The sequence below is a fragment of the Kitasatospora sp. MAP12-44 genome, from assembly GCF_029892095.1.
In the GTDB taxonomy this organism is placed as follows: Bacteria; Actinomycetota; Actinomycetes; order Streptomycetales; family Streptomycetaceae; genus Kitasatospora.
This window is the reverse complement of sequence record NZ_JARZAE010000004.1, coordinates 8,193,543-8,213,612: the sequence shown is the minus strand read 5'-3', so window position 1 is coordinate 8,213,612 and position 20,070 is coordinate 8,193,543. Positions and strand designations below refer to the sequence as shown.

At 70.6% G+C, this 20,070-nt stretch carries 20 protein-coding genes; 14 read left to right on the top strand and 6 right to left on the bottom strand.

The features are described 5' to 3' along the window. The first annotated feature begins 75 nt into the window (after nucleotides 1-75). The 8 genes from P3T34_RS36920 to P3T34_RS36885 all read left to right on the top strand — a co-directional run bounded on the left by P3T34_RS36920 (nucleotide 76) and on the right by P3T34_RS36885 (nucleotide 6,884). Nucleotides 76-957 carry an acetaldehyde dehydrogenase (acetylating) gene (locus tag P3T34_RS36920; RefSeq protein ID WP_280672627.1) on the top strand — a complete coding sequence of 294 codons (882 nt, stop codon included), beginning with the start codon at nucleotides 76-78 and terminating at the stop codon, nucleotides 955-957. Beyond that, the gene (gene dmpG / locus P3T34_RS36915) at nucleotides 957-2,039 is read left to right on the top strand and encodes a 4-hydroxy-2-oxovalerate aldolase (RefSeq protein WP_280670757.1); all 1,083 of its coding nucleotides are present in this window, start codon (nucleotides 957-959) and stop codon (nucleotides 2,037-2,039) included. Before P3T34_RS36920 ends, dmpG begins: the two co-directional genes overlap by 1 nt. Before the next feature lies 1 nt (nucleotide 2,040). Next, nucleotides 2,041-2,829, top strand: coding sequence for a fumarylacetoacetate hydrolase family protein (locus P3T34_RS36910; RefSeq protein WP_280670756.1), 789 nt, complete (start codon nucleotides 2,041-2,043; stop codon nucleotides 2,827-2,829). Continuing rightward, nucleotides 2,822-3,262, top strand: coding sequence for a RidA family protein (locus tag P3T34_RS36905; RefSeq protein WP_280670755.1), 441 nt, complete (start codon nucleotides 2,822-2,824; stop codon nucleotides 3,260-3,262). The genes P3T34_RS36910 and P3T34_RS36905 overlap by 8 nt, the downstream gene beginning before the upstream one ends. A gap of 5 nt (nucleotides 3,263-3,267) precedes the next feature. Beyond that, on the top strand, nucleotides 3,268-3,795 hold the full coding sequence (locus P3T34_RS36900; protein WP_280670754.1) for a 3-hydroxyanthranilate 3,4-dioxygenase: 528 nt from the start codon (nucleotides 3,268-3,270) through the stop codon (nucleotides 3,793-3,795). Further along, nucleotides 3,792-4,796, top strand: coding sequence for an amidohydrolase family protein (locus P3T34_RS36895; protein ID WP_280670753.1), 1,005 nt, complete (start codon nucleotides 3,792-3,794; stop codon nucleotides 4,794-4,796). Before P3T34_RS36900 ends, P3T34_RS36895 begins: the two co-directional genes overlap by 4 nt. A gap of 53 nt (nucleotides 4,797-4,849) precedes the next feature. Then, the gene (locus P3T34_RS36890) at nucleotides 4,850-5,587 is read left to right on the top strand and encodes an alpha/beta hydrolase (protein ID WP_280670752.1); all 738 of its coding nucleotides are present in this window, start codon (nucleotides 4,850-4,852) and stop codon (nucleotides 5,585-5,587) included. A 70-nt stretch (nucleotides 5,588-5,657) separates the two neighbouring features. Continuing rightward, nucleotides 5,658-6,884 (top strand): MFS transporter, encoded by a 1,227-nt coding sequence (locus tag P3T34_RS36885; RefSeq protein WP_280670751.1) that lies wholly within the window; start codon nucleotides 5,658-5,660, stop codon nucleotides 6,882-6,884. Nucleotides 6,885-6,892: 8 nt separating this feature from the next. On the opposite strand, the gene P3T34_RS36880 is transcribed toward P3T34_RS36885, so the two are convergent. Together P3T34_RS36880 and P3T34_RS36875 are read right to left on the bottom strand one after the other, a co-directional pair. Further along, entirely contained in the window at nucleotides 6,893-7,624 is a 732-nt protein-coding gene (locus tag P3T34_RS36880; RefSeq protein ID WP_280670750.1) for a spermidine synthase, read from the bottom strand. A 118-nt stretch (nucleotides 7,625-7,742) separates the two neighbouring features. After that, nucleotides 7,743-8,747 carry a helix-turn-helix domain-containing protein gene (locus P3T34_RS36875; protein WP_280670749.1) on the bottom strand — a complete coding sequence of 335 codons (1,005 nt, stop codon included), beginning with the start codon at nucleotides 8,745-8,747 and terminating at the stop codon, nucleotides 7,743-7,745. A 53-nt stretch (nucleotides 8,748-8,800) separates the two neighbouring features. Here P3T34_RS36875 and P3T34_RS36870 point away from each other — a divergent pair, with 53 nt between their 5' ends. The 4 genes from P3T34_RS36870 (at nucleotide 8,801) to P3T34_RS36855 (ending at nucleotide 12,863) form a co-directional block, all read left to right on the top strand. After that, entirely contained in the window at nucleotides 8,801-9,220 is a 420-nt protein-coding gene (locus P3T34_RS36870; protein ID WP_280670748.1) for a cupin domain-containing protein, read from the top strand. A 93-nt stretch (nucleotides 9,221-9,313) separates the two neighbouring features. After that, nucleotides 9,314-9,982, top strand: coding sequence for a DUF3592 domain-containing protein (locus P3T34_RS36865; RefSeq protein ID WP_280670747.1), 669 nt, complete (start codon nucleotides 9,314-9,316; stop codon nucleotides 9,980-9,982). A gap of 200 nt (nucleotides 9,983-10,182) precedes the next feature. Next, a complete protein-coding gene (dacB, locus tag P3T34_RS36860) occupies nucleotides 10,183-11,838 on the top strand; it encodes a D-alanyl-D-alanine carboxypeptidase/D-alanyl-D-alanine-endopeptidase (RefSeq protein WP_280670746.1) in 1,656 nt (551 codons plus the stop codon). 386 nt (nucleotides 11,839-12,224) lie between these two features. Further along, the gene (locus tag P3T34_RS36855) at nucleotides 12,225-12,863 is read left to right on the top strand and encodes a GAF domain-containing protein (RefSeq protein ID WP_280670745.1); all 639 of its coding nucleotides are present in this window, start codon (nucleotides 12,225-12,227) and stop codon (nucleotides 12,861-12,863) included. Here P3T34_RS36855 and P3T34_RS36850 read toward each other — a convergent pair. Together P3T34_RS36850 and P3T34_RS36845 are read right to left on the bottom strand one after the other, a co-directional pair. Next, a complete protein-coding gene (locus P3T34_RS36850) occupies nucleotides 12,764-14,041 on the bottom strand; it encodes a cation:proton antiporter (protein WP_280670744.1) in 1,278 nt (425 codons plus the stop codon). The two genes, P3T34_RS36855 and P3T34_RS36850, sit on opposite strands and share 100 nt — an antisense overlap. Before the next feature lie 116 nt (nucleotides 14,042-14,157). Beyond that, nucleotides 14,158-15,789 (bottom strand): sulfatase-like hydrolase/transferase, encoded by a 1,632-nt coding sequence (locus tag P3T34_RS36845; protein WP_280670743.1) that lies wholly within the window; start codon nucleotides 15,787-15,789, stop codon nucleotides 14,158-14,160. A gap of 512 nt (nucleotides 15,790-16,301) precedes the next feature. Between P3T34_RS36845 and P3T34_RS36840 the strand changes: the two genes are divergently transcribed. Continuing rightward, nucleotides 16,302-16,532 carry a hypothetical protein gene (locus P3T34_RS36840; protein WP_280670742.1) on the top strand — a complete coding sequence of 77 codons (231 nt, stop codon included), beginning with the start codon at nucleotides 16,302-16,304 and terminating at the stop codon, nucleotides 16,530-16,532. 7 nt (nucleotides 16,533-16,539) lie between these two features. Here the strand turns inward: P3T34_RS36840 and P3T34_RS36835 are convergent, their stop codons facing one another. Continuing rightward, a complete protein-coding gene (locus tag P3T34_RS36835) occupies nucleotides 16,540-16,755 on the bottom strand; it encodes a DUF2254 family protein (RefSeq protein ID WP_280670741.1) in 216 nt (71 codons plus the stop codon). 868 nt (nucleotides 16,756-17,623) lie between these two features. Continuing rightward, nucleotides 17,624-18,031: an SHOCT domain-containing protein gene (locus tag P3T34_RS36830; RefSeq protein WP_280670740.1), complete on the bottom strand. Its 408-nt coding sequence runs from the start codon at nucleotides 18,029-18,031 to the stop codon at nucleotides 17,624-17,626. A gap of 552 nt (nucleotides 18,032-18,583) precedes the next feature. Here P3T34_RS36830 and P3T34_RS36825 point away from each other — a divergent pair. Then, nucleotides 18,584-20,035 (top strand): amidase, encoded by a 1,452-nt coding sequence (locus P3T34_RS36825; protein WP_280670739.1) that lies wholly within the window; start codon nucleotides 18,584-18,586, stop codon nucleotides 20,033-20,035. Nucleotides 20,036-20,070 lie beyond the last annotated feature (35 nt).

The window sequence follows — 20,070 nt, the reverse complement described above, 5'->3', positions numbered from 1 at the left end:
GCGACGGTCGATACCGATGCGACGGTGAAGACCGGTGTGGCGGTGATCGGTTCGGGCAATATCGGCACCGATCTGATGATCAAGGTGCGGCAACTGTCGCCCTCGCTGCGGATGCTGGCGATGGCCGGCATCGACCCGGGCTCCGACGGCCTGGCGCGGGCGGCCCGGCTCGGGGTGGCCACCACCGCCGAGGGGGTCGAAGGGCTGGTGAAGATGCCGGAGTTCGCGGATGTGCGGCTGGTCTTCGACGCCACCTCGGCTGCCGCGCACCACCACAACGACGCGGTGCTGCACGAGCACGGCCGGCTGGTCGTCGACCTGACCCCGGCCGCGATCGGCCCGTACGTGGTGCCGCCGGTCAATCTCGACCAGCACCTCGCGGAGCGCAACGTCAACCTGGTCACCTGCGGCGGGCAGGCCACCGTGCCGATCGTCGCGGCCGTGGGTCAGGTGACGCCGGTGGCGTACGGCGAGATCGTCGCCTCGATCGCCTCGCGCTCGGCCGGGCCCGGCACCCGGGCCAATATCGACGAGTTCACCGAGACCACCTCCCGTGCGATCGAGGTCGTCGGCGGCGCCGCGCGCGGCAAGGCGATCATCGTGCTCAACCCGGCGGAGCCGCCACTGCTGATGCGCGACACCGTCTACTGCCTGTGCCCGGACGCCGGCGCGGACCGCGCCGCGATCGCCGCCTCGGTGGCGCGGATGGTGGCCGCCGTGCAGGAGTACGTGCCCGGCTACCTGCTCAAGCAGGAGGTGCAGTTCGACCGGGTGGACACCTATGTCCCTTCGCTGGGGCGGGAGTTCAGCGGTCTTCAGGTCTCGGTCTTCCTTCAGGTCTCCGGCGCCGGGCACTACCTGCCCAGCTACGCCGGAAACCTCGACATCATGACCTCCGCGGCGCTGCGCACCGCCGAGCGGATGGTCACCCTCGGCGCGGTACGGAAGGAGGCGTGATGGACCGGCTGTACATCCAGGACGTGACCCTGCGCGACGGCATGCACGCCATCGCCCACCGCTACACCACCGGCCAGGTCCGCGAGATCGCCGCGGCGCTCGACGCGGCGGGCGTGGACGCGATCGAGGTCGCGCACGGCGACGGCCTGGCGGGCTCCAGCGTCAACTACGGCCATGGCGCGGCCAGCGACCGGGACTGGATCGCGGCGGCGGCCGAGGTGCTCACCCGGGCCCGGCTGACCACCCTGCTGCTGCCCGGGATCGGCACCATCGCGGACCTGCGCGCCGCCCGCGACCTCGGCGTCACCAGCGTGCGGATCGCCACCCACTGCACCGAGGCCGACATCTCCGCCCAGCACATCGGCTGGGCCCGGGAGAACGGCATGGACGTCGCCGGGTTCCTGATGATGTCGCATATGAGCGAGCCGGCCGCGCTCGCGGCGCAGGCCAAGCTGATGGAGTCCTACGGCGCGCACTGCGTGTACGTCACCGACTCGGGCGGCCGGCTGACCATGCGCGACACGGCCGAACGGGTCGACGCCTACCGGCAGTTGCTGGAGCCGCAGACGCAGATCGGGATCCACGCGCACCACAACCTGTCACTGGGCGTCGCCAACAGCGTCACCGCCGTCGAGCACGGCGCCATCCGGGTGGACGCCTCACTGGCGGGCCAGGGCGCGGGCGCCGGCAACGCGCCGCTGGAGGTGTTCGCGGCGGTCGCCGAGCTGACGGGCTGGCAACACGGCTGCGACGTCTACGCGTTGATGGATGCGGCCGACGACCTGGTGCGGCCGCTGCAGGACCGCCCGGTGCAGGTCGATCGGGAGACGCTCTCGCTCGGCTACGCCGGGGTGTACTCCAGCTTCCTGCGGCACGCCGAGCGGGCCTCGGCCAAGCACGGGGTCGACGTCCGCTCGATCCTGGTCGAGCTCGGGCGGCGCCGGATGGTCGGCGGCCAGGAGGACATGATCGTCGACGTGGCGCTCGACCTGGCCCGCGAAGCCGCGGGCGCGGCAGCAGCAGCATCGTCACCGGCAGCGGCAGCGGCACCGGCACCGGCACCGGCACCGGAAGGAACCTGAGATGGGCTTGCGGCAGGACGAGGTGGACCGCCTGGCGGCGCTGCTCGACGACGCGGCGCGGCGCGCCGAAGCCGTCCCGCAGGTCGTCGCGGCGGCCGGCGCGGGCAGCGACGAGGCCTACGCCGTGCAGAGCGCACTGGTGGAGCGCCGGCTGGAGCGCGGCGAGCGTCTGGTGGGCCTGAAGATGGGCCTCACCAGCCGCGCCAAGATGGCCCAGATGGGCGTGGCGGAGGTGATCTGGGGCCGGCTCACGGACGCGATGCGGATCCCCGACGGGGGCTCGGTCGAGGTCGGGGGCTTCATCCACCCGAGGGTGGAGCCCGAGGTCGCCTTCCTGATCGGGCGCGACGTGCGGCCGGGCGACGACTTCGCGTCCGTGGTCGAAGCGGTGGCGCCCGCAGTGGAGTTGATCGACTCCCGATACGCCGACTTCCGATTCTCGCTGCCGGACGTGATCGCCGACAACACCTCGGCGGCCGGCTACGTGATCGGGCCGTGGCAGCCGCCACCGGCCGGGCTGGCCAACCTCGGGGTGCTGCTGGAGGTCGACGGACGGGTGGTGCAGACCGGCTCGACCGCCGCGATCCTGGGCGATCCGCGCCGGGCCTTCGACGAGGCGGTGCGGCTCGCCGGGCGCCAGGGCGTGCAGCTGCGCGAGGGCTGGGTGCTGCTCGCCGGAGCCGCCACCGCCGCCGTGCCGCTGCCGCCCGGCGCCCATGTGCGCGCCATGGTGGAGGGGTTGGGCACCGCCTCACTGCGCTCGTCGGGCCGGGGAGCCGGACATGGCTGAGGCGAGGGTGGTGGCGGGCAAGGCGACCCCGCGCGGGCGCTTCCCGCACGTCAAGGTGGCCGGCGGGCTGGTCTACGTCTCGGGGACGAGCAGCCGCCGCGCGGACAACACGATCGCGGGCGCCCGGGTCGACCCGCTGGGCACCACCGAGTTGGACATCCGGGTGCAGACCCGCGCGGTCATCGAGAACATCCGCGACCTGCTGCGCGAGGTCGGCGCCGACCTCCGCGACCTGGTCCAGGTCACCGGCTACCTGGTCAGCATGAACGACTTCGGCGGCTACAACGAGGTGTACGCCGAGTACTTCGACGAGACCGGCCCCACCCGCACCACCGTGGCCGTCCACCAACTCCCCCATCCCCACCTGCTGATCGAGATCCAGGCGGTCGCCGCGCTGCCGGCTGCGACCCGCACTCCCGCCCAGGAAGGCTGAGAACGATGAGCGAGATCACCGACCCAGTGGATTTTCCCGGCTGGATCGAGGAAAACCAGCACCTGCTCAAGCCCCCGGTGAACAACCGTCAGATGTTCCCCACCGGAGCCGACTTCATCGTCCAGGTGGTCGGCGGCCCCAACCAGCGCACCGACTTCCACGTCGACCCGTACGAGGAGTTCTTCTACCAGGTCAAGGGCGACATGCACGTCGACGTCATGACGACCGACGGCCCGCGCACGGTGCACATCCGCGAGGGCCAGATGTGGGTGCTGCCAGGCGAGTTGCCGCACTCGCCGCAGCGGCCCGACCCCGGGTCGATCGGTGTGGTCATCGAACGGGTGCGCACCGAAGGCACGTTGGAGCGCTTCCAGTGGTACTGCCTGGAGTGCAGCGCCCTGGTGCACTCGGTGGAACTCCAGGTACGCGACATCGTCGCCGACCTCCCGCCGGTCTTCCATGCCTTCTACGAGGACAACAAGGCGCGCACCTGCGGCAGTTGCGGCGCACTGCACCCGGGCAAGGGCCGATGAACGGTCCCGTCGTCGACGTCCACACCCATCTGGTGCCCAAGGGCTGGCCCGAGCTGTCCGCGGCCTGCGGCGGCACGGACTGGCCGTGGCTGCGGATCGAGTCCGAGCGGCAGGCCATGATCATGGTCGGCGAGAGCGAGTTCCGCCCGGTCGGCGCCCAGTGCTGGGACCCGGCCGTCCGTCTTGCCGATATGGACGAGGACGGCGTCGACCTCCAAGTCGTCTCCCCCACACCGGTGTTCTTCAGCTACGACCGGCCGGCCGAGCAAGCGGTCAGGGTCGCCCGGATCTTCAACGACCTGACTCTGGAGCTCACCGCAGCCGGCGGCGAGCGGCTGATCCCGTTCTGCCAGGTGCCGTTGCAGGACCCGGACGCCGCGTGCGCCGAGCTGGACCGCTGCCTGGCCGCCGGGCACGTCGGCGTGGAGATCGGCAACCACGTCGGTGACCGCGATCTGGACGACGCGGGCATCACCAGCTTCCTGCAGCACTGCGCCGAGGTGGGCGCGCCGGTCTTCGTCCACCCCTGGGACATGGCGGGCGGGCCCCGCCTTGACCGCTGGATGGCGCGCTGGCTCACCGGCATGCCCGCCGAGACCCACCTGTCGGTGCTGGCGATGATCCTCGGCGGCGTCTTCGACCGGGTGCCGCCCACCCTGCGGCTCTGCTTCGCGCACGGCGGGGGCAGCTTCCCGTTCTGGCTCGGACGCGCCGACAACGCCTGGCACCGGCGCGGCAACCTGGTGCGCGGCAGTTCCGAGCATCCGCCCAGCCACTACACCGACCGCTTCTTCGTCGACTCGGTGGTCTTCGAGCCGGCCGCGCTGCGCCTGCTGGTGGACACCCTCGGAGAGGACCAGGTGCTGCTCGGCAGCGACTACCCCTATCCGCTGGGCGAGCGCCCGGTGGGTCAAGTGGTCCACGAGGCAGCCTTCCTGACCGAGAAGCAGCGCGACAAGCTGCTCTCGCACAACGCCCTGCGCTACCTCGGGAAGGCCTGACGCAAGGCCTGACGCAGGCCTGACGCAGGCCTGAACGGAGAGGACGACGCACCATGGAGGACCGCTCGGTTCTGACCCGCCCCGCCCCCGCTCCCGACCTGACCCTGCGCTACGGGCCTGCGGCCGACCAGGTCGCGGACGCCTGGCCCGGGGACGGGCGCGCGGCGCACCGCCCGCTCGCCGTGCTGGTGCACGGTGGCTTCTGGCGTCCCGACTACGACCGTACGCACGCACGGCCGATGGCTGGCGCACTGCGCGACGCGGGCTGGACGGTGCTCTCGGTCGAGTACCGCCGCTGCCCCGGGCAGCCCGACCTGATGACGGCCGACGTCGCCGCCGCCCTGGCCGCACTGCCCGCCCTGCTGACTCCGCATAACGGGTCGGTGGTGCTGCTCGGCCACTCCGCGGGCGGCCACCTGGCGCTGTGGTCCGCAGCGGCGGCGCCGACTCCCGCGCTGGCGGGCGTCATCGCCCTCGCCCCGGTGGCGGACCTGGCGCTCGCCGACCAGCTGCGGCTGGACAACGGCGCGGTGGCCGACTTCCTGGGCGGCCCGGCCGAGGAGCGGCCCGACCTCGATCCGGTGCGGCTGGACACCCCGTCCGTGCCGGTGGTGATCGTGCACGGCAGCGAGGACGAGGTGGTACCCCCCAAGCTCGCCGACTCCTACCTCGCGGCGCACCCCGCCACCCGCCTGGAGCGAGTGGCGGGCGCGGGGCACTTCGCGCTGATCGACCCCCTCAGCGCCGCCTGGCCGGTCCTGCTCGCCACCCTGGCGACCTTCGGCGATTAACCCCGAGCGACGGCCTACCGTGGAAGGGATGCTGCGATCCCGTCGAGCCCGCAGCCGAGGCAGGCAGCCCATGACGAACCCCGCCGACGCACCGACCACCCAGGCAGCCGACCCCCGGCGTGCGCGCGGCGCCCGGTGGTCGGCGGCCGCCGTGGCCTTCGCCTTCTGGACCACGATGGCCGGCACGACCGCGCCGACGCCGCTGTACCCGATCTACGGGCAGGCCTTCGGGTTCTCGCCGTTCACCGTCACGGTGGTCTTCGCCGTCTACGCCATCGGCGTGGTGGTCGGTCTGCTGCTCCTCGGCCGGCTCTCCGACCAGATCGGCCGCCGTCCCGTCCTGATCGGCGCGACGCTGACGGCGATGTGCGCCGCCACCGTCCTGCTGCTCACCCAGAACCTCGCGGTGATGCTGGTCGGCCGCGTGCTGTCGGGATTCGCCGCCGCCCTGGTCACCGGAGCCGCCACCGCCGCACTCACCGAGCTCATCCCACCCGGCGGCCGGATCCGCCCGGCAGCCGCCGCGCTGACGGCCAACATGGGCGGCCTGGCCGGCGGCACCCTGCTGGCCGGCATCCTGGCCGACCTGGCGCCGGCGCCGCTGCGCACGCCGTGGGTCGTCCTGCTGATCCTCTCCGCCCTCAGCCTGATCGCGGTCGCCGCCACCTCCGAGAGCAGCGCCGAGCGCCCGGGATTCGTCTTCCGGGTCCAGGCCCTGCGCATCCCGGCCGAGATCCGTCCGGCCTTCCTGCGGGCGGCGATGGCCACCGGCGCCGGCTTCGCCGTGCTCGGCGTGCTGACCGCCGTCACCGGCCTCTTCCTGAGCGGCGAACTGCACCTGCACAGCCACTCGCTCACCGGCCTGGTGGTCGCCACCGCCTTCGCCTGCACCGCCCTGGGCCAGCCACTGAGCCGGGCCATCCCGCCCGGGCGCGCCCTGCCCACCGCCTGCCTGGGCCTGGTGGTCGGCGCCGCGCTGATCGCCACCGCAATGGCCACCACCACGCTGGCGCCGCTGATCCTCGGCGCGGCGGTCAACGGCCTGGCCAGCGGCATCGCGATGGCCGACGGCCTCACCACCATCACCACCGGCGCCGCCCCGCAGCAGCGCGGCGAGGCCGTCTCGACCTTCTTCGCGATCCTCTACACCATGCTCGCGCTGCCGGCGATCGGCGTCGGAGTGCTGATCCGCGCCACCAGCCTGCGCCCGGCGGGCGAGGTCTTCAGCGCCGTGGTCGCCGCACTCGCCCTAGCCGTCCTCCTCAGCCTGACCCACACCCGCCGCAGCTCGCACTAACCCCTGCGCTACGCGGGATTGCGACCCAGGTAGACGGTGTTGGTCGCGGTGCGCTCCTGGAGCGGGTTGTCGAAGGTGATCACCTCGGCGCGCACGTCGGTGAGCACCCGGCCGAGCGCCGCGGTGAACTCCTCCTCGGGCGGGTCGTTCGACCAGTACGCGAACACGCCGCCGGGTCGCAGCCGGTCGCCCAGCCGCCGCAGGCCCTCGGGCTGGTAGAACGCCGCGTGGCTGGGGTGCAGCCAGTGGCGTGGTGAGTGGTCGATATCGACGATGATCGCGTCGAAGCGCCGGTCGGGATGCAGTGGGTCCAGGCCCACCGGGGAGGCCAGTGTGGCGAAGAAGTCGCCGTGGACCAGTCGGCACCTGGGGTCCGCGGCGAGCCCGGAGGGGATCAGGTCGCGCTGGTGCCACTCGATCACCTCGCTGAGCGCGTCGACGACGATCAGCGAGCCCACCTCCGGGCTCCCCAGCACGGCCTGCGCGGTGCACCCGAGGCCGAGACCGCCCACCACCACGTCGAGCTTGCGGCCCGCGCCTGTTTCGGTCCCCGTGAGCTCGGCGATGGCCAGGCGTCCCAGCTCCAGCTCCGCGGCCGTGAACAGGCTGGACATCAGGAACTCGTCGTTCAGCTTGATCTCGTAGACGTCACGGCCCACACTCGGGTACCACCGCCGGCGGAGCGCGAGCTCACCCATCGGCGTCTGGCGCCAGTCGAGCTCCTCAAACCGTGCACTCACCTGTGGTAACCCGTCTCTCTGCTGTTCTCTGCTGTGATCGCCCGTGATCGCTCTGTGTAAGCGACAGTCTGGCATCCCCGCGTCCGCAGTGCGTACCGGCAGCACCCCGCACCGCGGCTTACCCCGCCCCCGGACCGAAGCGGCGCCGGTACGCCAAGGGGCTGAGCCCGGTCTCGCGACGGATCAGCGCGCGCAGGTTGGCGGCCGTGCCGAGGCCGCTGAGGCGGGCGACCACCTCGAAACGCGACTCGCCACGCTCGATCAACCGGCAGGCCAGGGCGACGCGTTGCCCCGTGAGCCAGGCCAGCGGCGTGGTGCCCAGCTGGGCGCGGAAGCGACGATGCAGCGTCGCCGGGCTGACCCTGGCCCGCGCCGCGAGGTCGGACACCGTGAGCGGTGCGTCCAACCGCTCCTCGGCCCAGGCCAGTACCGGCGCCAGTGACTCGTCCACCGGCTCGGGTGCCGGCCGCTCCACGAACTGCCGCTGCCCGCCGTCCCGATGGGCGGCGAAGACCAGCCGGCGGCTCACCGCGTTGGCGACCTCCGCGCCGTGGTCGCGGCGGACCAGGTAGAGCCCGAGGTCGAGTGCGGCCGCGCTCCCGGCGGCGGTGAGGATGTCGCCGTCGTCCACGAACAGCACGTCGGATTCGAGCCGCACGGCGGGGAACCGGGCCTGGAAGGCGTCGGCCCACTGCCAGTGCGCGGTGGCCCGGCGCCCGTCCAGCACGCCCGCCTCGGCCAGCGTGAAGGCGCCGCTGCAGAAGCCCACCAGGCGCGCGCCCCGCGCGTGGGCCCGCCGGACGGCGTCGAGCACGGCCGGGCGGCGAGGCACCTCGGTGTCGGGCCGATTGGGGACGATCAGGGTGTCCGCCGAGTCGGCCGCCTCCAGGCCGGCGACTCCGGTGAGGGTGAAGAACCCGTCCCGCATCAGGGTGCGCGGCTGCGGCGAGCAGAGCCTGAAGTCGTAGAGCTCGCGGCCGATCTCGGGTCTGCGCAGGCCGAAAACCTCGGTCGCGCAACCGAGTTCGAAGGGATTGGAGTTCTCGTCCACGATGACGACGACCCGATGGGGGCGCGCCGGCGACTGGGACAACTGCGAGGACTGCGAGGATTCTTGCGGCATATGCAATTCCTAGCACTCACACCGGCCCGGCGAATCGAGCCAGGATGGACGCCATGAGCAACGAACCCACCGCGCCGATCGACCTCACCGCCGCCCTGGCCTCCTTCGACGCCCTGTGGAGCCCCCGCATCGTCACGCGCGTCAACGACTACGACGTACGCGTCGCCAAATTGGCGGGCGAGCACCTGTGGCACGCACACGACGACACCGACGAGTTCTTCCTGGTGCTCGACGGCGAGCTGCACATCGCCCTGCGCGAACCTGCCGGGGAGCGCACGGTCGTGCTCCCCCGGGGTGCGGTCTTCACCGTCCCCCGCGGCACGGAGCACAAGCCGTCCGCGCCGGCCGGCGGCGCCTCGATCCTGCTCTTCGAGCCGACCGGGACGCCGACGGTCGGCGATCGCCACGACGAGATCCCGGACCACGTGGACGTGACGATCGGCCACGCGCTCGACGCCGCCGACCTGCCGTAAGCAGCCGGCCAGGGAGTGGCAATTAGCTGAGCTGTTCCCGGAGTTCAGCAGAGCTTGGTTGCGCTGTGACGCATTGCCGGGAGCATAGGGCGGGTGACGACACCTCAGGATTCCGTGCCCCGGGCCGACTCGCGCGATCGCTTCACGGAGGGCCTGGCCTGGTCCGCCGAGGGGACCCTGCGCCTGTTTGCGGTCGGCGCGACGCTGGCTGTGCTGGTCGGTACGGGAGTGGCGGCCTGGACCGGGTGGGGGTCCGGGGCGTGGTGGGACGGGTGGTGGACCGCCGGGGCCGGGGCCGCGCTGGGAGTGGCGGCGGCGGCGCTGCGGCTGCTGCTCGCCGCGCGCAGGGGCGACGAGCGCGGCGGGTACTGGGCGACCCTGGTGGTGTTCACGCTGCTCACGTGGTTCGCGGCCGGCTCCGCGTACCTCTTCGGCAGCTGGCTGGATGCCTACGACCTGGACGGCCACGCCACCGCCCGGGTCACGGCCACCGTCATCCACTGCCGCACCGACGTGGACAACGACACCCAGTGCACCTACCACTGGACCATGGACGACCGGACCTACTACTCCACCGGCTACGCGTCCACCGCCTGGCCCGACGGACACCTGACCCACGTGCGGATCGACCCCGCCCACCCCGGCCACCCGGCGGTGGTGGGCGGGCGGTACTGGGCGACGTGGATCGGGATCGTCATCTGCGGCCTGCTCACCCTCGGACTACTGGTGGCCTGGCTGATCACCGAGCTCAACCTGAGCTGACGCCCCATCACTTCGCGAACTTGTCATCCTGCCATGATCAGTTAGCCATATGGGCCCTCACCTTCGACCGACCGAAGGATTTTCACACCCCTCGCCGTCAGCACACCGCGCAGCAGCCCCGCCCCCGGAGTCCGTACACCTACCATGCGCCGTGAGCGCCCCGCGCAACGGGGCTTCCGACTTCAGAAACGGCTGGGCGAATGAGATCAAGGATCCGTGGTCGGCTTCGGGCCTGGGCCACCGTCGGCGTCACGCTCGCGGTCGCGGCAGGGACAGCAGCCGCCGCACCTGCGGGGAACCCGCAGAGCGACTTCGGGCCCGACATCACGGCGATCATGAACAAGCCCGCGTACGAGCACGCGCAGTGGAGTGTGCTGGAGATCGACCCCGCGAACGGGCGGGTCGTCCACTCCACGTACCCCAACCAGTTCTTCATGCCAGGTTCGACCATCAAGCTGATCACCATCTCCGGCGCCTGGCACGACCTCGGCCCGGACCACCGCTTCACCACGCCGGTGAACGCGGTCGGCCAGATCAACGGATCGACCCTCACCGGGAACCTGGCGCTCGTCGCCCAGGGCGACCTCACCATGGGCGGCCGGACCAAGCCGGACGGGTCGGTCGACTTCACCCCCATCGACCACACCTACGCCGACGACGTCCCGGGCGCCACCCTCACGCCCGAGGACCCGCTCGCCGGCCTGGACCAGATCGCCCAGCAGGTCCGCGACTCGGGCATCACCACGGTCGACGGCGATGTCGTCATCGACGCGCGGCTGTTCACGCCGCCGCCGATCACCCCCCAGCCAACGCCCCTCATCATCAACGACAACGTCATCGACCTGCTGAGCACGCCGACCTCCCCCGGGCAGCCCGCCCAGCTGAGCTGGCGTCCGCAGGTCGCGCCGTACCAGGTCACGTCCAACGTCCAGACGGTGGCGGCCGGCGGCACCACCGACATCCAGGTCTCCACCTCCCCCGACGGCACGGCGATCACCCTCTCCGGCACGATCGCCGCCGACGCCCAGCCCACCCTGAAGAACTCCCAGATCCAGGACCCCAACGCCTTCGGGCGCACCGCCCTGATCGAGGCCCTGGGCCGCGCCGGGGTCACCGTCACCGCCCCGCCGACCGGGCCCAACCCGGACAGCACGCTGCCCGCCTCGTACACCGGCGATCCGCAGGTGGCCGCCTTCGTCTCACCGCAGTACCGCGACTACGCCAAGCTGATCCTGAACGTCAGCCACAACCTCGGCGCCAACCTGGCCCTGTGCAACATCGCCGCGAACCACGGCAGCAAGGACTGCTTCGACGCCTTCCCGGTCATCCACGACTTCCTCAGCCAGACGGCGAACGTCGACCCGACCCAGTTCCAGATGGCGGACGGACGCGGTGACGTTCCCGTAGACCGCGTCACCCCCACCGGGCTCAACCAGCTGCTCGCCTACTGGCTGCGCACCCCCGACGCGGACGCGTTCCGCACCTCACTGCCGATCCTCGGGGTGTCCGGCACGGGCGCTCTCTACTGCACCACCGACTGCCCGGCCAAGGGCAAGGTCTTCGCCAAGCCCGGCACCATCATCGGCGGCGACCTGCTCAACCAGCAGATCGCCATCAACGCGCAGACGTACGCGGGCTACCTGCAGGCGGACGACGGCCACCTCTACACGTTCTTCATCGGCGTCAACGGCGCGGCAGCACCGAGCATCCAGGGATTCTTCGACACCAACGACGACGTCGACCAGATCGCCGTCATCCTCCAGCAGGAGGCATGCGCAGAACGCGCCGCCGGCCGCCCGCACCACAAGGCCGACACGTCCGCGAGCAGGGCTCGCTCCCGGACCATTCGTCCGTAACGCGACCAGCGGATGAGGCTCCCCGGCGGTTGAGTGAGTGAGCTGTCTCACGTCTCAACCAACCGTCCAGGGAGCCTCGTTGGTCACCTGTCCGGCCGCACCGGACCTGCCCCCACGGGCATGCGCGGGGAAAGGCGAGGGGAAGGCCCCGGACGGCATATGCCGATGGGCGATATATATCCGCATGACAGAACGCTCCGTACAGGAGCCGACACTACTCCTGCACGACAAGCTTAAGAAGCAGGAACGTGCGCACCTGGCCGGGGCGGCTCCCAACTGCCGGTGAGATCCTGTGCTGTCGCGTCTGCCCGGGTCCACCAGCGGCTCACGCGAAGTTTGCGTCCCGTTCGGGAGACAATTCGTACGGGGGCGGAGAGGCGGTGGCAATGGGCATGCACGACCAGCCGCATCGGCCCTCCCGCGCCTTGCCCGGACCACAGATCGAGCAGAGCATCCACCTCGGGCTCATGGGTGATCAGCTCGGGGAGCTGAGCAGCGCGCAGCAGCGGATGCAGCGCCTGCTGGATGCGGTTAGGATGGTCAGCCGGGATCTCGACCTTCCGGTTGTGCTGCGCCGCATCGTGAGCACTGCCATGGAGCTGGTCGATGCGCGCTACGGCGCGCTGGGGGTCCTGACCGAGCAGGGGGAGAGCCCGTCGGAGTTCATCGCGGTAGGCCTGACGGAGCAGCAGCGGGGTGATCTGTCCGCGGTGGAGTTCCCGCGCGGCGGCGGCCTGCTGGGGCACCTCATCCGCCACCCGGAGCCACTGCGGGTCGAGGACATCGCGCATCACCCGAAATCGGTCGGCTTCCCGCACAGCCGCCGGGGCGCGCTTGCAGGTGAGTTGTCGACGCCGGGCCGGTGTGACCGCCCACCCTTGCCGGGTCAACCGCCGCGTTCACCAGGTCTCACGGGGATGCTCTGCTACCTGGACAGCGGCCTTCGGCGCTCGCCATCTGCCGTGAGCATGTTCTCCCGCAGGCCCGGATCGGTGCGGAGCGCTCGACTGAACCAGTTGCCGTAACGGTCCCCGAGGAACGCGGCGGAGGCGCCGTGCAGCAGGATGCTCAGGCCCACGGTCACGGCGATGACATCGCTGAGCAGGGCCATTCCGGGCAGGTGTTCCTCGAATGCGATCAGGCCGAACACCAGGGAGGCGAGTCCCCGCGGACCGAACCAGCCCAGGTAGGCCACGGAGGCCGGCCGCAGTCCCGTGCCGATCAGCGCGAGCGCGACCGGCAGCATCCGGATGACGGTCAGGCTCAGCACCGCGTAAACGACCATGCGCCACGTCAGGTGCTGGAGGGTCGGTCCCAGGATGACCGCACCGAAGACCAGGAAGCTCAACGAAGCGAGCAGGAGACCGAGGCGCTCGGTGAACCTTGTGGTCTGCGCGGGATCCGGGCTCGGGGCACGGTCGTCTCGGTTGGCGGGCACCTGGCGCAGTCGGATGCCCAAGGCCAGCCCGGAGGCCCAGGCACCGATGAAGCCGCTGCCCTCGGCCGCGGCACACAGCGCGTACGCGATGGCCGGAACGGCGAGCGCCAGGAACTGCCGCCACTCGGAGCTGCTCCACTCCCGGGTGGCCGACCAGCGCAGCAGGCTCGCCCCGGTCCAGCCGACCGCGAGTCCGATCGCGCCGCTCAGCAGCAGCGCCCGCAGGAACGTCTCCGCAACGCTTGGATGGCCGTGGCCCTCACCGGCCGCCGCCAGTGCCAGTACGAAGAACGGCAGCGCCAGGCCGTCGTTCAGGCCTGATTCGACCGACAGGCCGCCGCGGATCAGCGCCGGGACCCGCTCGTTGGAGACAGCCTGCTGCCCCAGCGCGGCATCCGTCGGCGCCAGGATGATGCCAGCCAAGGCCATCTCCCACACACTCAGACCGGACAACAGCGGCCGGGCCACCAGCCACCCCAACGCCATCGTGGCCGGCAGACCCACCAAGAGCAGCCGCAACGGCAGGAACTCCTCGCGGCGCAGATCCCGGGCCCGGATCGCGGACGCGTCCGCGAACAGCAGGAGGACCAGTGCGCTTTCCAGCAGCGTTCGGGTGACCTCCGGATCCCTGGATTGGCTCGTCAGGTCCAGGCCGAGCGGACCGATCGCCAGACCGAACAGCATGAACACCAACGGCCCGGAGATCACAGTCGTCGACAGTCGCCGCGAAAGCGCCCCGTAGCCGGCAACGACGCCGCCGGCCACCACCAGGCCCCAGTGGCTCATCAGTACTCCTCACGCCAGTCGCGGGTCATCACCGGGCAATCGAATCCGGGCAACGCACCCAGTGCCCCCGTTCGTCCTTGTGTGACGCGCGGTGGCTACTGCTTCACGCCCGCACCGGCGGGCATGTGTCCAGCCGGTACGGCGGTGTCGCCGCGCCAGGTCGGCCAACCGAGCAGGTGGGGGCGTTCGGTGACCCATGCGCGATCGTCCGCACCGATCTCGGAGTCGATGAGGGCTTCTAGCAGGGCGCTGTAGCGGGCGACGAGCTCGCGATGTACCGGGTCGGCCGCGAGGTTGTGCATCTCGGCCGGGTCCGTCTGGCGGTCGTACAGGACGACGTCGTTGTTAGCGAAGAGCGCGTCCACCGTCCTCGGGCGGTTCGGGTTGACGGGCGAGAAGTAGCGGGCGAAGGTGTAGCGCTCGTCGGTGTAGCCGCGCAGGAAGCCGCGCTTGGTCCAGTCGGGGCGCAGTGCCCCGGACTCGATGCGCTTGTGGACGTCCGGGTCGCCGAACTCGCCCCAGAATGAGGCGTCCAAGGGCATGATCGACTCGACCGCCGTCAGGGCCCCTTCGCGGACCGTGCCACCTTCCAGGGCGGGCACCAGGGATCGCCCGTGCAGGGCCGGGAACTGGGCAGCGATCTTGCTGTCCTCGACCCCGGCGAAGGAGAGGATGCTGGGAGCGAGGTCGACGGCCGAGCCTACGGCGCTGCTGCGGACGCCGCCCTTGAAGTCGGGGTGGCTGATGATGAGGGGGACGTGGAAGTTCTCGTCGTAGGCGAGGTTGCCCTTCTGGCGCAGCCCGTGGGAGGCGGCCATCTCGCCGTGGTCGGAGGTGAACAGCACGACGGTTCGGTCGGCCTGTCCGGATGCCTCTAGGGCGTCGAGGACGGTCTCGACGCTGCGGTCGACGTCCCGCATGCAGTTGAGGTAGAAGTTCAGCCCGGCGTGCCAGTGACTGTCGTCGGCCACGGGTCCGAACACGGTGTCGAGCATGCGGGCGAATTCGAGGACGGCGGGGGCGGCGCCTGACAGGTCGTCATGGAGGCTGGCGGGGAGGTCGAAGTCCCATGTGCGCGAGTAGACCGGGATCCGGGCGGCGGCCTTGGTGATGACCGCGTGGGCGAGTCCTGGCGGTAGCTTCACGGGTGAAGAGCCGCCGTAGTCGAAGCTCATGATGTCGTGCGGGTTGACGAAGTTGACGGCCATGAACCAGGGCTGGTCCTCGGCGACGACGGGTCCCCGGTTGCGCAGCCACTTGACGGCCTGTCCGGCGATGACGGGGTCCAGCTTGAGTCCGGCCCAGGCACCGCCGTCGATGTCGCCCCAGTCGTTGAACTCGGCGAACCCGTACGGTTCCAGGGCGTTGGTCGTCGGTCCGGGGTTCTGCGGGGTGATGTAGGCGTTCGACAGGTGCCACTTGCCCTGGTATGTCGTGTAGTACCCGGACGAGCGGAGCATGGTCCCCAGAGTGCCCAGCTTCGGGTCGAGGGGACGGATGTAGGGCATGTTGTCGTTGTCGTAGATCTCCGTGATGGGCAGGTGCTGTCCCGTGTAGATCACCGACCGGGAGGAGCTGCACATGGCCGAGGCGGCGTAGTAGCGCCCGAAGGTCACTCCCCTGGCGGCGAGCCTCTCGCGCGCCGGTAGGGAGAAGCCCTCCGGCCGGGGGACGGTGAAGCGTTCCTCATCGGTGACGATCAACAGGATGTTGGGACTGCGCGACACACCACCACGTCCTTCGGTCTGGTGAATGCTCGGGGGCGCGCCAGGGCACCGGGGTACTGTGCGGGCGCTGTCTGCTCAGCGTGCTGTCAAGTGGATCGACCCTAGGCGCGTGTGTGCTCCGGGGGGTGCGTGACACGGTGGCCTGCACGCATCCGTGCCGGGACCTCAGGACTGACTGGAGGACACCGGGGCCTGCCGCCCGCTGTTCCGAAGCGGCGTCGAGGCCGCGATGCCGCCGGCGGCTTCCCGTGAGTCCGGGTGGCGGGGCGGACCCGGTTGGCGTATCGCTCGCGTGCCGGGCGCCTTCCGTCCGATGCCGTGGGCGAGCATGACGGCATGTCAGGCACTACGGAGAGCTCCTGGGCTGGAATGCCGCTCCCACCAGGCCCGTGCAGCGAGGCGCAGCGTTGACTGAGGAGTCGGGCCGGCAGGGGTGGACCGAGCGGTTGCGGGTGCTGACCAGGCGGTCGGCGCTGCCTGGGGTGGCGGTGCTGGCCGGGTAGGACCGCTCCATGCTGCGGACCGATCTCGTCGCGGGGGCGACGGTGGCGGCGGTCGCGATCACCCTGACTCCGTTGGCGGCGGGGGACTCGTCCCGGTACGCGGCGCTTGCCGGGCTGCTCGCGGTCATGGCGGGCGTGATCCTGGTCGTGCTGGCCGATGCCGCCTCGAAGCTGTTCCACGCTCGGTGCCGACAGCCGACCCAGGTCGGCAGACGCAGGACCACCCGCACGTCGCCCTGACCGTCGGTCACGGACCAGGCGTCCAAGGCGGTGGCGGCGAGCCGCTTGAGCAGCCCTTCCATGCGTCCAGTACCTGGACGGCGGTGGCGGGATCGTTGACGGCCGAGGAGAGTGCGCGCAGACCGGGGTCGGCGAGCAGTCGAAGCGCGAAGGCCGGGTCCTGGTGGAAGGTCCGTTCCTGCCCCGAGACGATCGCCCACCACCTCCTTCGCGGCCAGGTCACCCCCGTGGATCTCCGCGACGTCGGTGCCGCGCTGGATGGTGGCGCCGACCGGTACGCGCATCACCACTACGGCGTCGGCCCTGGTCGCGGCTGCGATCAGGGCGAGGATGCGAGCTGCTGGACGGTGGTGGTCAGGTCGGGCCAGCTCACGGTGGTGCGCAGCGATGGCAGGGGCGCCGTTTTCGCGGACTGCTGGTCGAGGCGTACCGGGGAGGGGCGCACCCGGGCGGAAGATGGCCAGGACGCTGAGTGCGAGTCCGGCCACCGTGGCGGCGTTCATGGCCCGGTCCATCGGGACCAGGTAGTAGATGGCCACGACGAGGGCGACCGTGGCCGTCGTGCGCAGGGTAGTTTGGACGACGAGGCGCGGTCGAAGTTGGGCCGGTAGATCGTCAAACCGGGTCGGCGCCATCGTCGTTCTCCTGCGCTGCTGTCACGGAGTGGTGCGTGCTCGGGGGTCCTGGAGACCGGTGGAGGCCCGTTTCTGGAGGAGGCCGGCGAAGGAGCAGCACCACCAGGGCGATTCCCCGTCCCGGGCAGCTTTTGCATGGTCTCCCGGAGTGCCTCCAGCGCCAGCGGCTTGTCGCTCTCGTAACTCCAGGTGCTGAACAGCTGTGCGTGGTCGTGCCCTTCGTGCTCCACGGCGGGCGACGCGAGGCCCGCGCGGGCGGGATCGAATCGGCCGACGCCCAGCAGGATCTGGTAGGGCACCTCGCAGTAGCCCGTCTCACACTGTGGACATCCACCACACGCCGACCTACGGTGCCGGCTACCAATCGAGTTCAGATCCCGAGGTTTGAATTGCGGGCCTTGGCACCGGCGCGTCCACGGTGCCAAGAGTCCGCCGTCCGTCCGGTGAGCCACTTTGTCAGGCAAGGGCCTTCGCCTTGGCGCGCTGGTACTCCTCCTCCGTGATGTCACCCCGGTTCTTCAGCTCAGCGAGCCGAGCCAGCTCGTCGGCGCTCCCCGTGGGACCGGCGGTCTCGCGCACGTAGGCCTGGAATGCCTCCTGACTGCGCCGGGCTCGTTCCACCTCCCGCTCGTGCATGCCCTTGCCGCGTGCGACCAGGTACACGAAGACACCGACGAACGGCAGGATCAAGACCAGGACCGACCAGCCGGCCTTTCCCCAACCGCCCAGCTCATGGTCCCGGAAGATGTCGCCGAAGACGCGGAAGAGCAGCATGATCCAGACGACCCACAGGAAGATCACGCAGATGGTCCAGAACACGTTCAGCAGCGGGTAGTCCGCAGCCAGGTTTACCGCATATCTCATGGTCGTGCTCCCATCCGTTGCACCCCGTCACCAGAACCGCCGACGGTCACTTGCACGCCGCGGAGATGCGAATGCCTCCCTCCCCGGTCTCCATGGTGCGGCTGAGACCTGCCTCGCGCCCCCCGGGACGGGTGAGGATCAGCGCAGCCTGCGGAAGTCTCGAACGGACGGCGACCGCCAGGCCACCAGCGACAGCGCACAGACAGAGGTGACGCAGGCACCAGGCAGAGGCCGTCAAGCGAGAAGAGCGCCTCAACGAACGACTGCGACAGCTTCGCCGAGTCGTACTCGACCCTCAACGAGACAAGCCTCCTGAACGCCTATTACGCGCGGCCTGCGGAGGGCTCGGCCGAGTAACGAGCAACCAGCGGAAGCTCTTGCTTCACAAGCCGATGGGCCATGAGGGGTGGCGTTGACGGGCGTGGTACCGCCCATGCCCTGCCCAGGCGAACTGTCTTGGTCGGAGAGGGACATGACGAGTATTGAGACTTCAATCCTGTTGCGCGAAGTGGCATTTCATGACATGTTCCAGCGGCCGGTACGGTCGGTTCCATGGAATGGAATTTTCAGACGGCCGAACAACTCGCGGCTGCCCTGCGCGCCGGTGAAGTGACCTCGGCGGAACTGACCGATGAAGCGATCGCCCGTATCGAACGGGACGACCAGGCGATCAACGCGATCTGTGTGCCGGACTTCGACCGTGCGCGGGCCGCCGCGCGCGACGCCGACCAGGCGCGCGCCCGCGGTGAGGACCGGCCGCTGCTCGGCATTCCGGTGACGGTCAAGGAGTCCTACAACATCGCCGGACTGCCCACGACTTGGGGCATGCCGCCGCACCGGGACTACGTGCCGGCCGAGGACGCGGTGCAGGTGTCGCGGCTCAAGGCCGCGGGCGCGGTGGTGCTCGGCAAGACCAACGTGCCGGTGGGACTGCAGGATGTGCAGAGCTTCAACGAGATCTACGGCACCACCAACAACCCGTGGGATCACGGTCGCACGGCAGGTGGATCCTCCGGCGGATCGGCGGCAGCCCTGGCGTCCGGCTTCGGTGCGCTGTCCATCGGCTCCGACATCGCCGGTTCGTTGCGCACCCCCGCGCATTTCTGCGGTGTCTACGCACACAAGCCGACACTCGGACTGGCGGCGATGCGCGGAATGGTCCCGCCGCCCGCGCCGGCACTGCCGGTCGACCATGACCTCGCCGTCGTCGGTCCGATGGCGCGCACCGCCCGCGACCTCACGCTGCTGCTCGACGTCATGGCCGGACCGGACCCGCTGACGCTCGGTGTGGCGCACGACCTGAGGCTGCCGTCCGCGCGTCACGAGCAGCTCTGCGACTTCCGGGTCCTGATCCTCGACGAGCATCCGCTCATTCCGACCGGGGCCGCCGTCCGGGCGGGCCTGAACCGGGTGGCCGACGCACTGGTCGACGGCGGCGCCCGCGCCGAACGGCACAGTCCGCTGCTGCCCGATCTGACCGAAGCCGCGCTGCTCTACACGCAGTTGCATTTCGCAGGCGCCGGTGCACGCTTCCCCGTCGAAGCGTACGAGCAGCTGCGGACCCGCGCCGCCGGACTGAGCGTGGACGACCAGAGTCTCGATGCGGCGCGGCTGCGCGGCATGGTGTTCAGCCACCGCGACTGGATCGGGGCGAACAACCGTCGCGAGCTGCATCGCCACGGCTGGCGGCAGCTCTTCGCCGAGTTCGACGCCGTGGTGTGCCCGATCACGCCCACTCCCGCGTTCCCGCACGACCACCACCCCGATCCGCTGGCACGGGTACTCGACATCGACGGCGTCGAGTACCCGTACTTCGACCAGCTCGTCTGGGCCGGTGTGGCCACCATGCCCGGCCTACCCGCCACCGCCGTACCGGCCGGCCGCTCCCCCGAGGGTCTGCCGGTGGGAGTGCAGCTCATCGGTCCGATGTTCGAGGACCGCACCCCGCTGCGGCTGGCCGAACTGCTCGAGCAGACGATCGGCGGCTTTCAGGCACCGGAGTAGGGCATACGACGGGAGTAGGGCATTACTACTCGTTC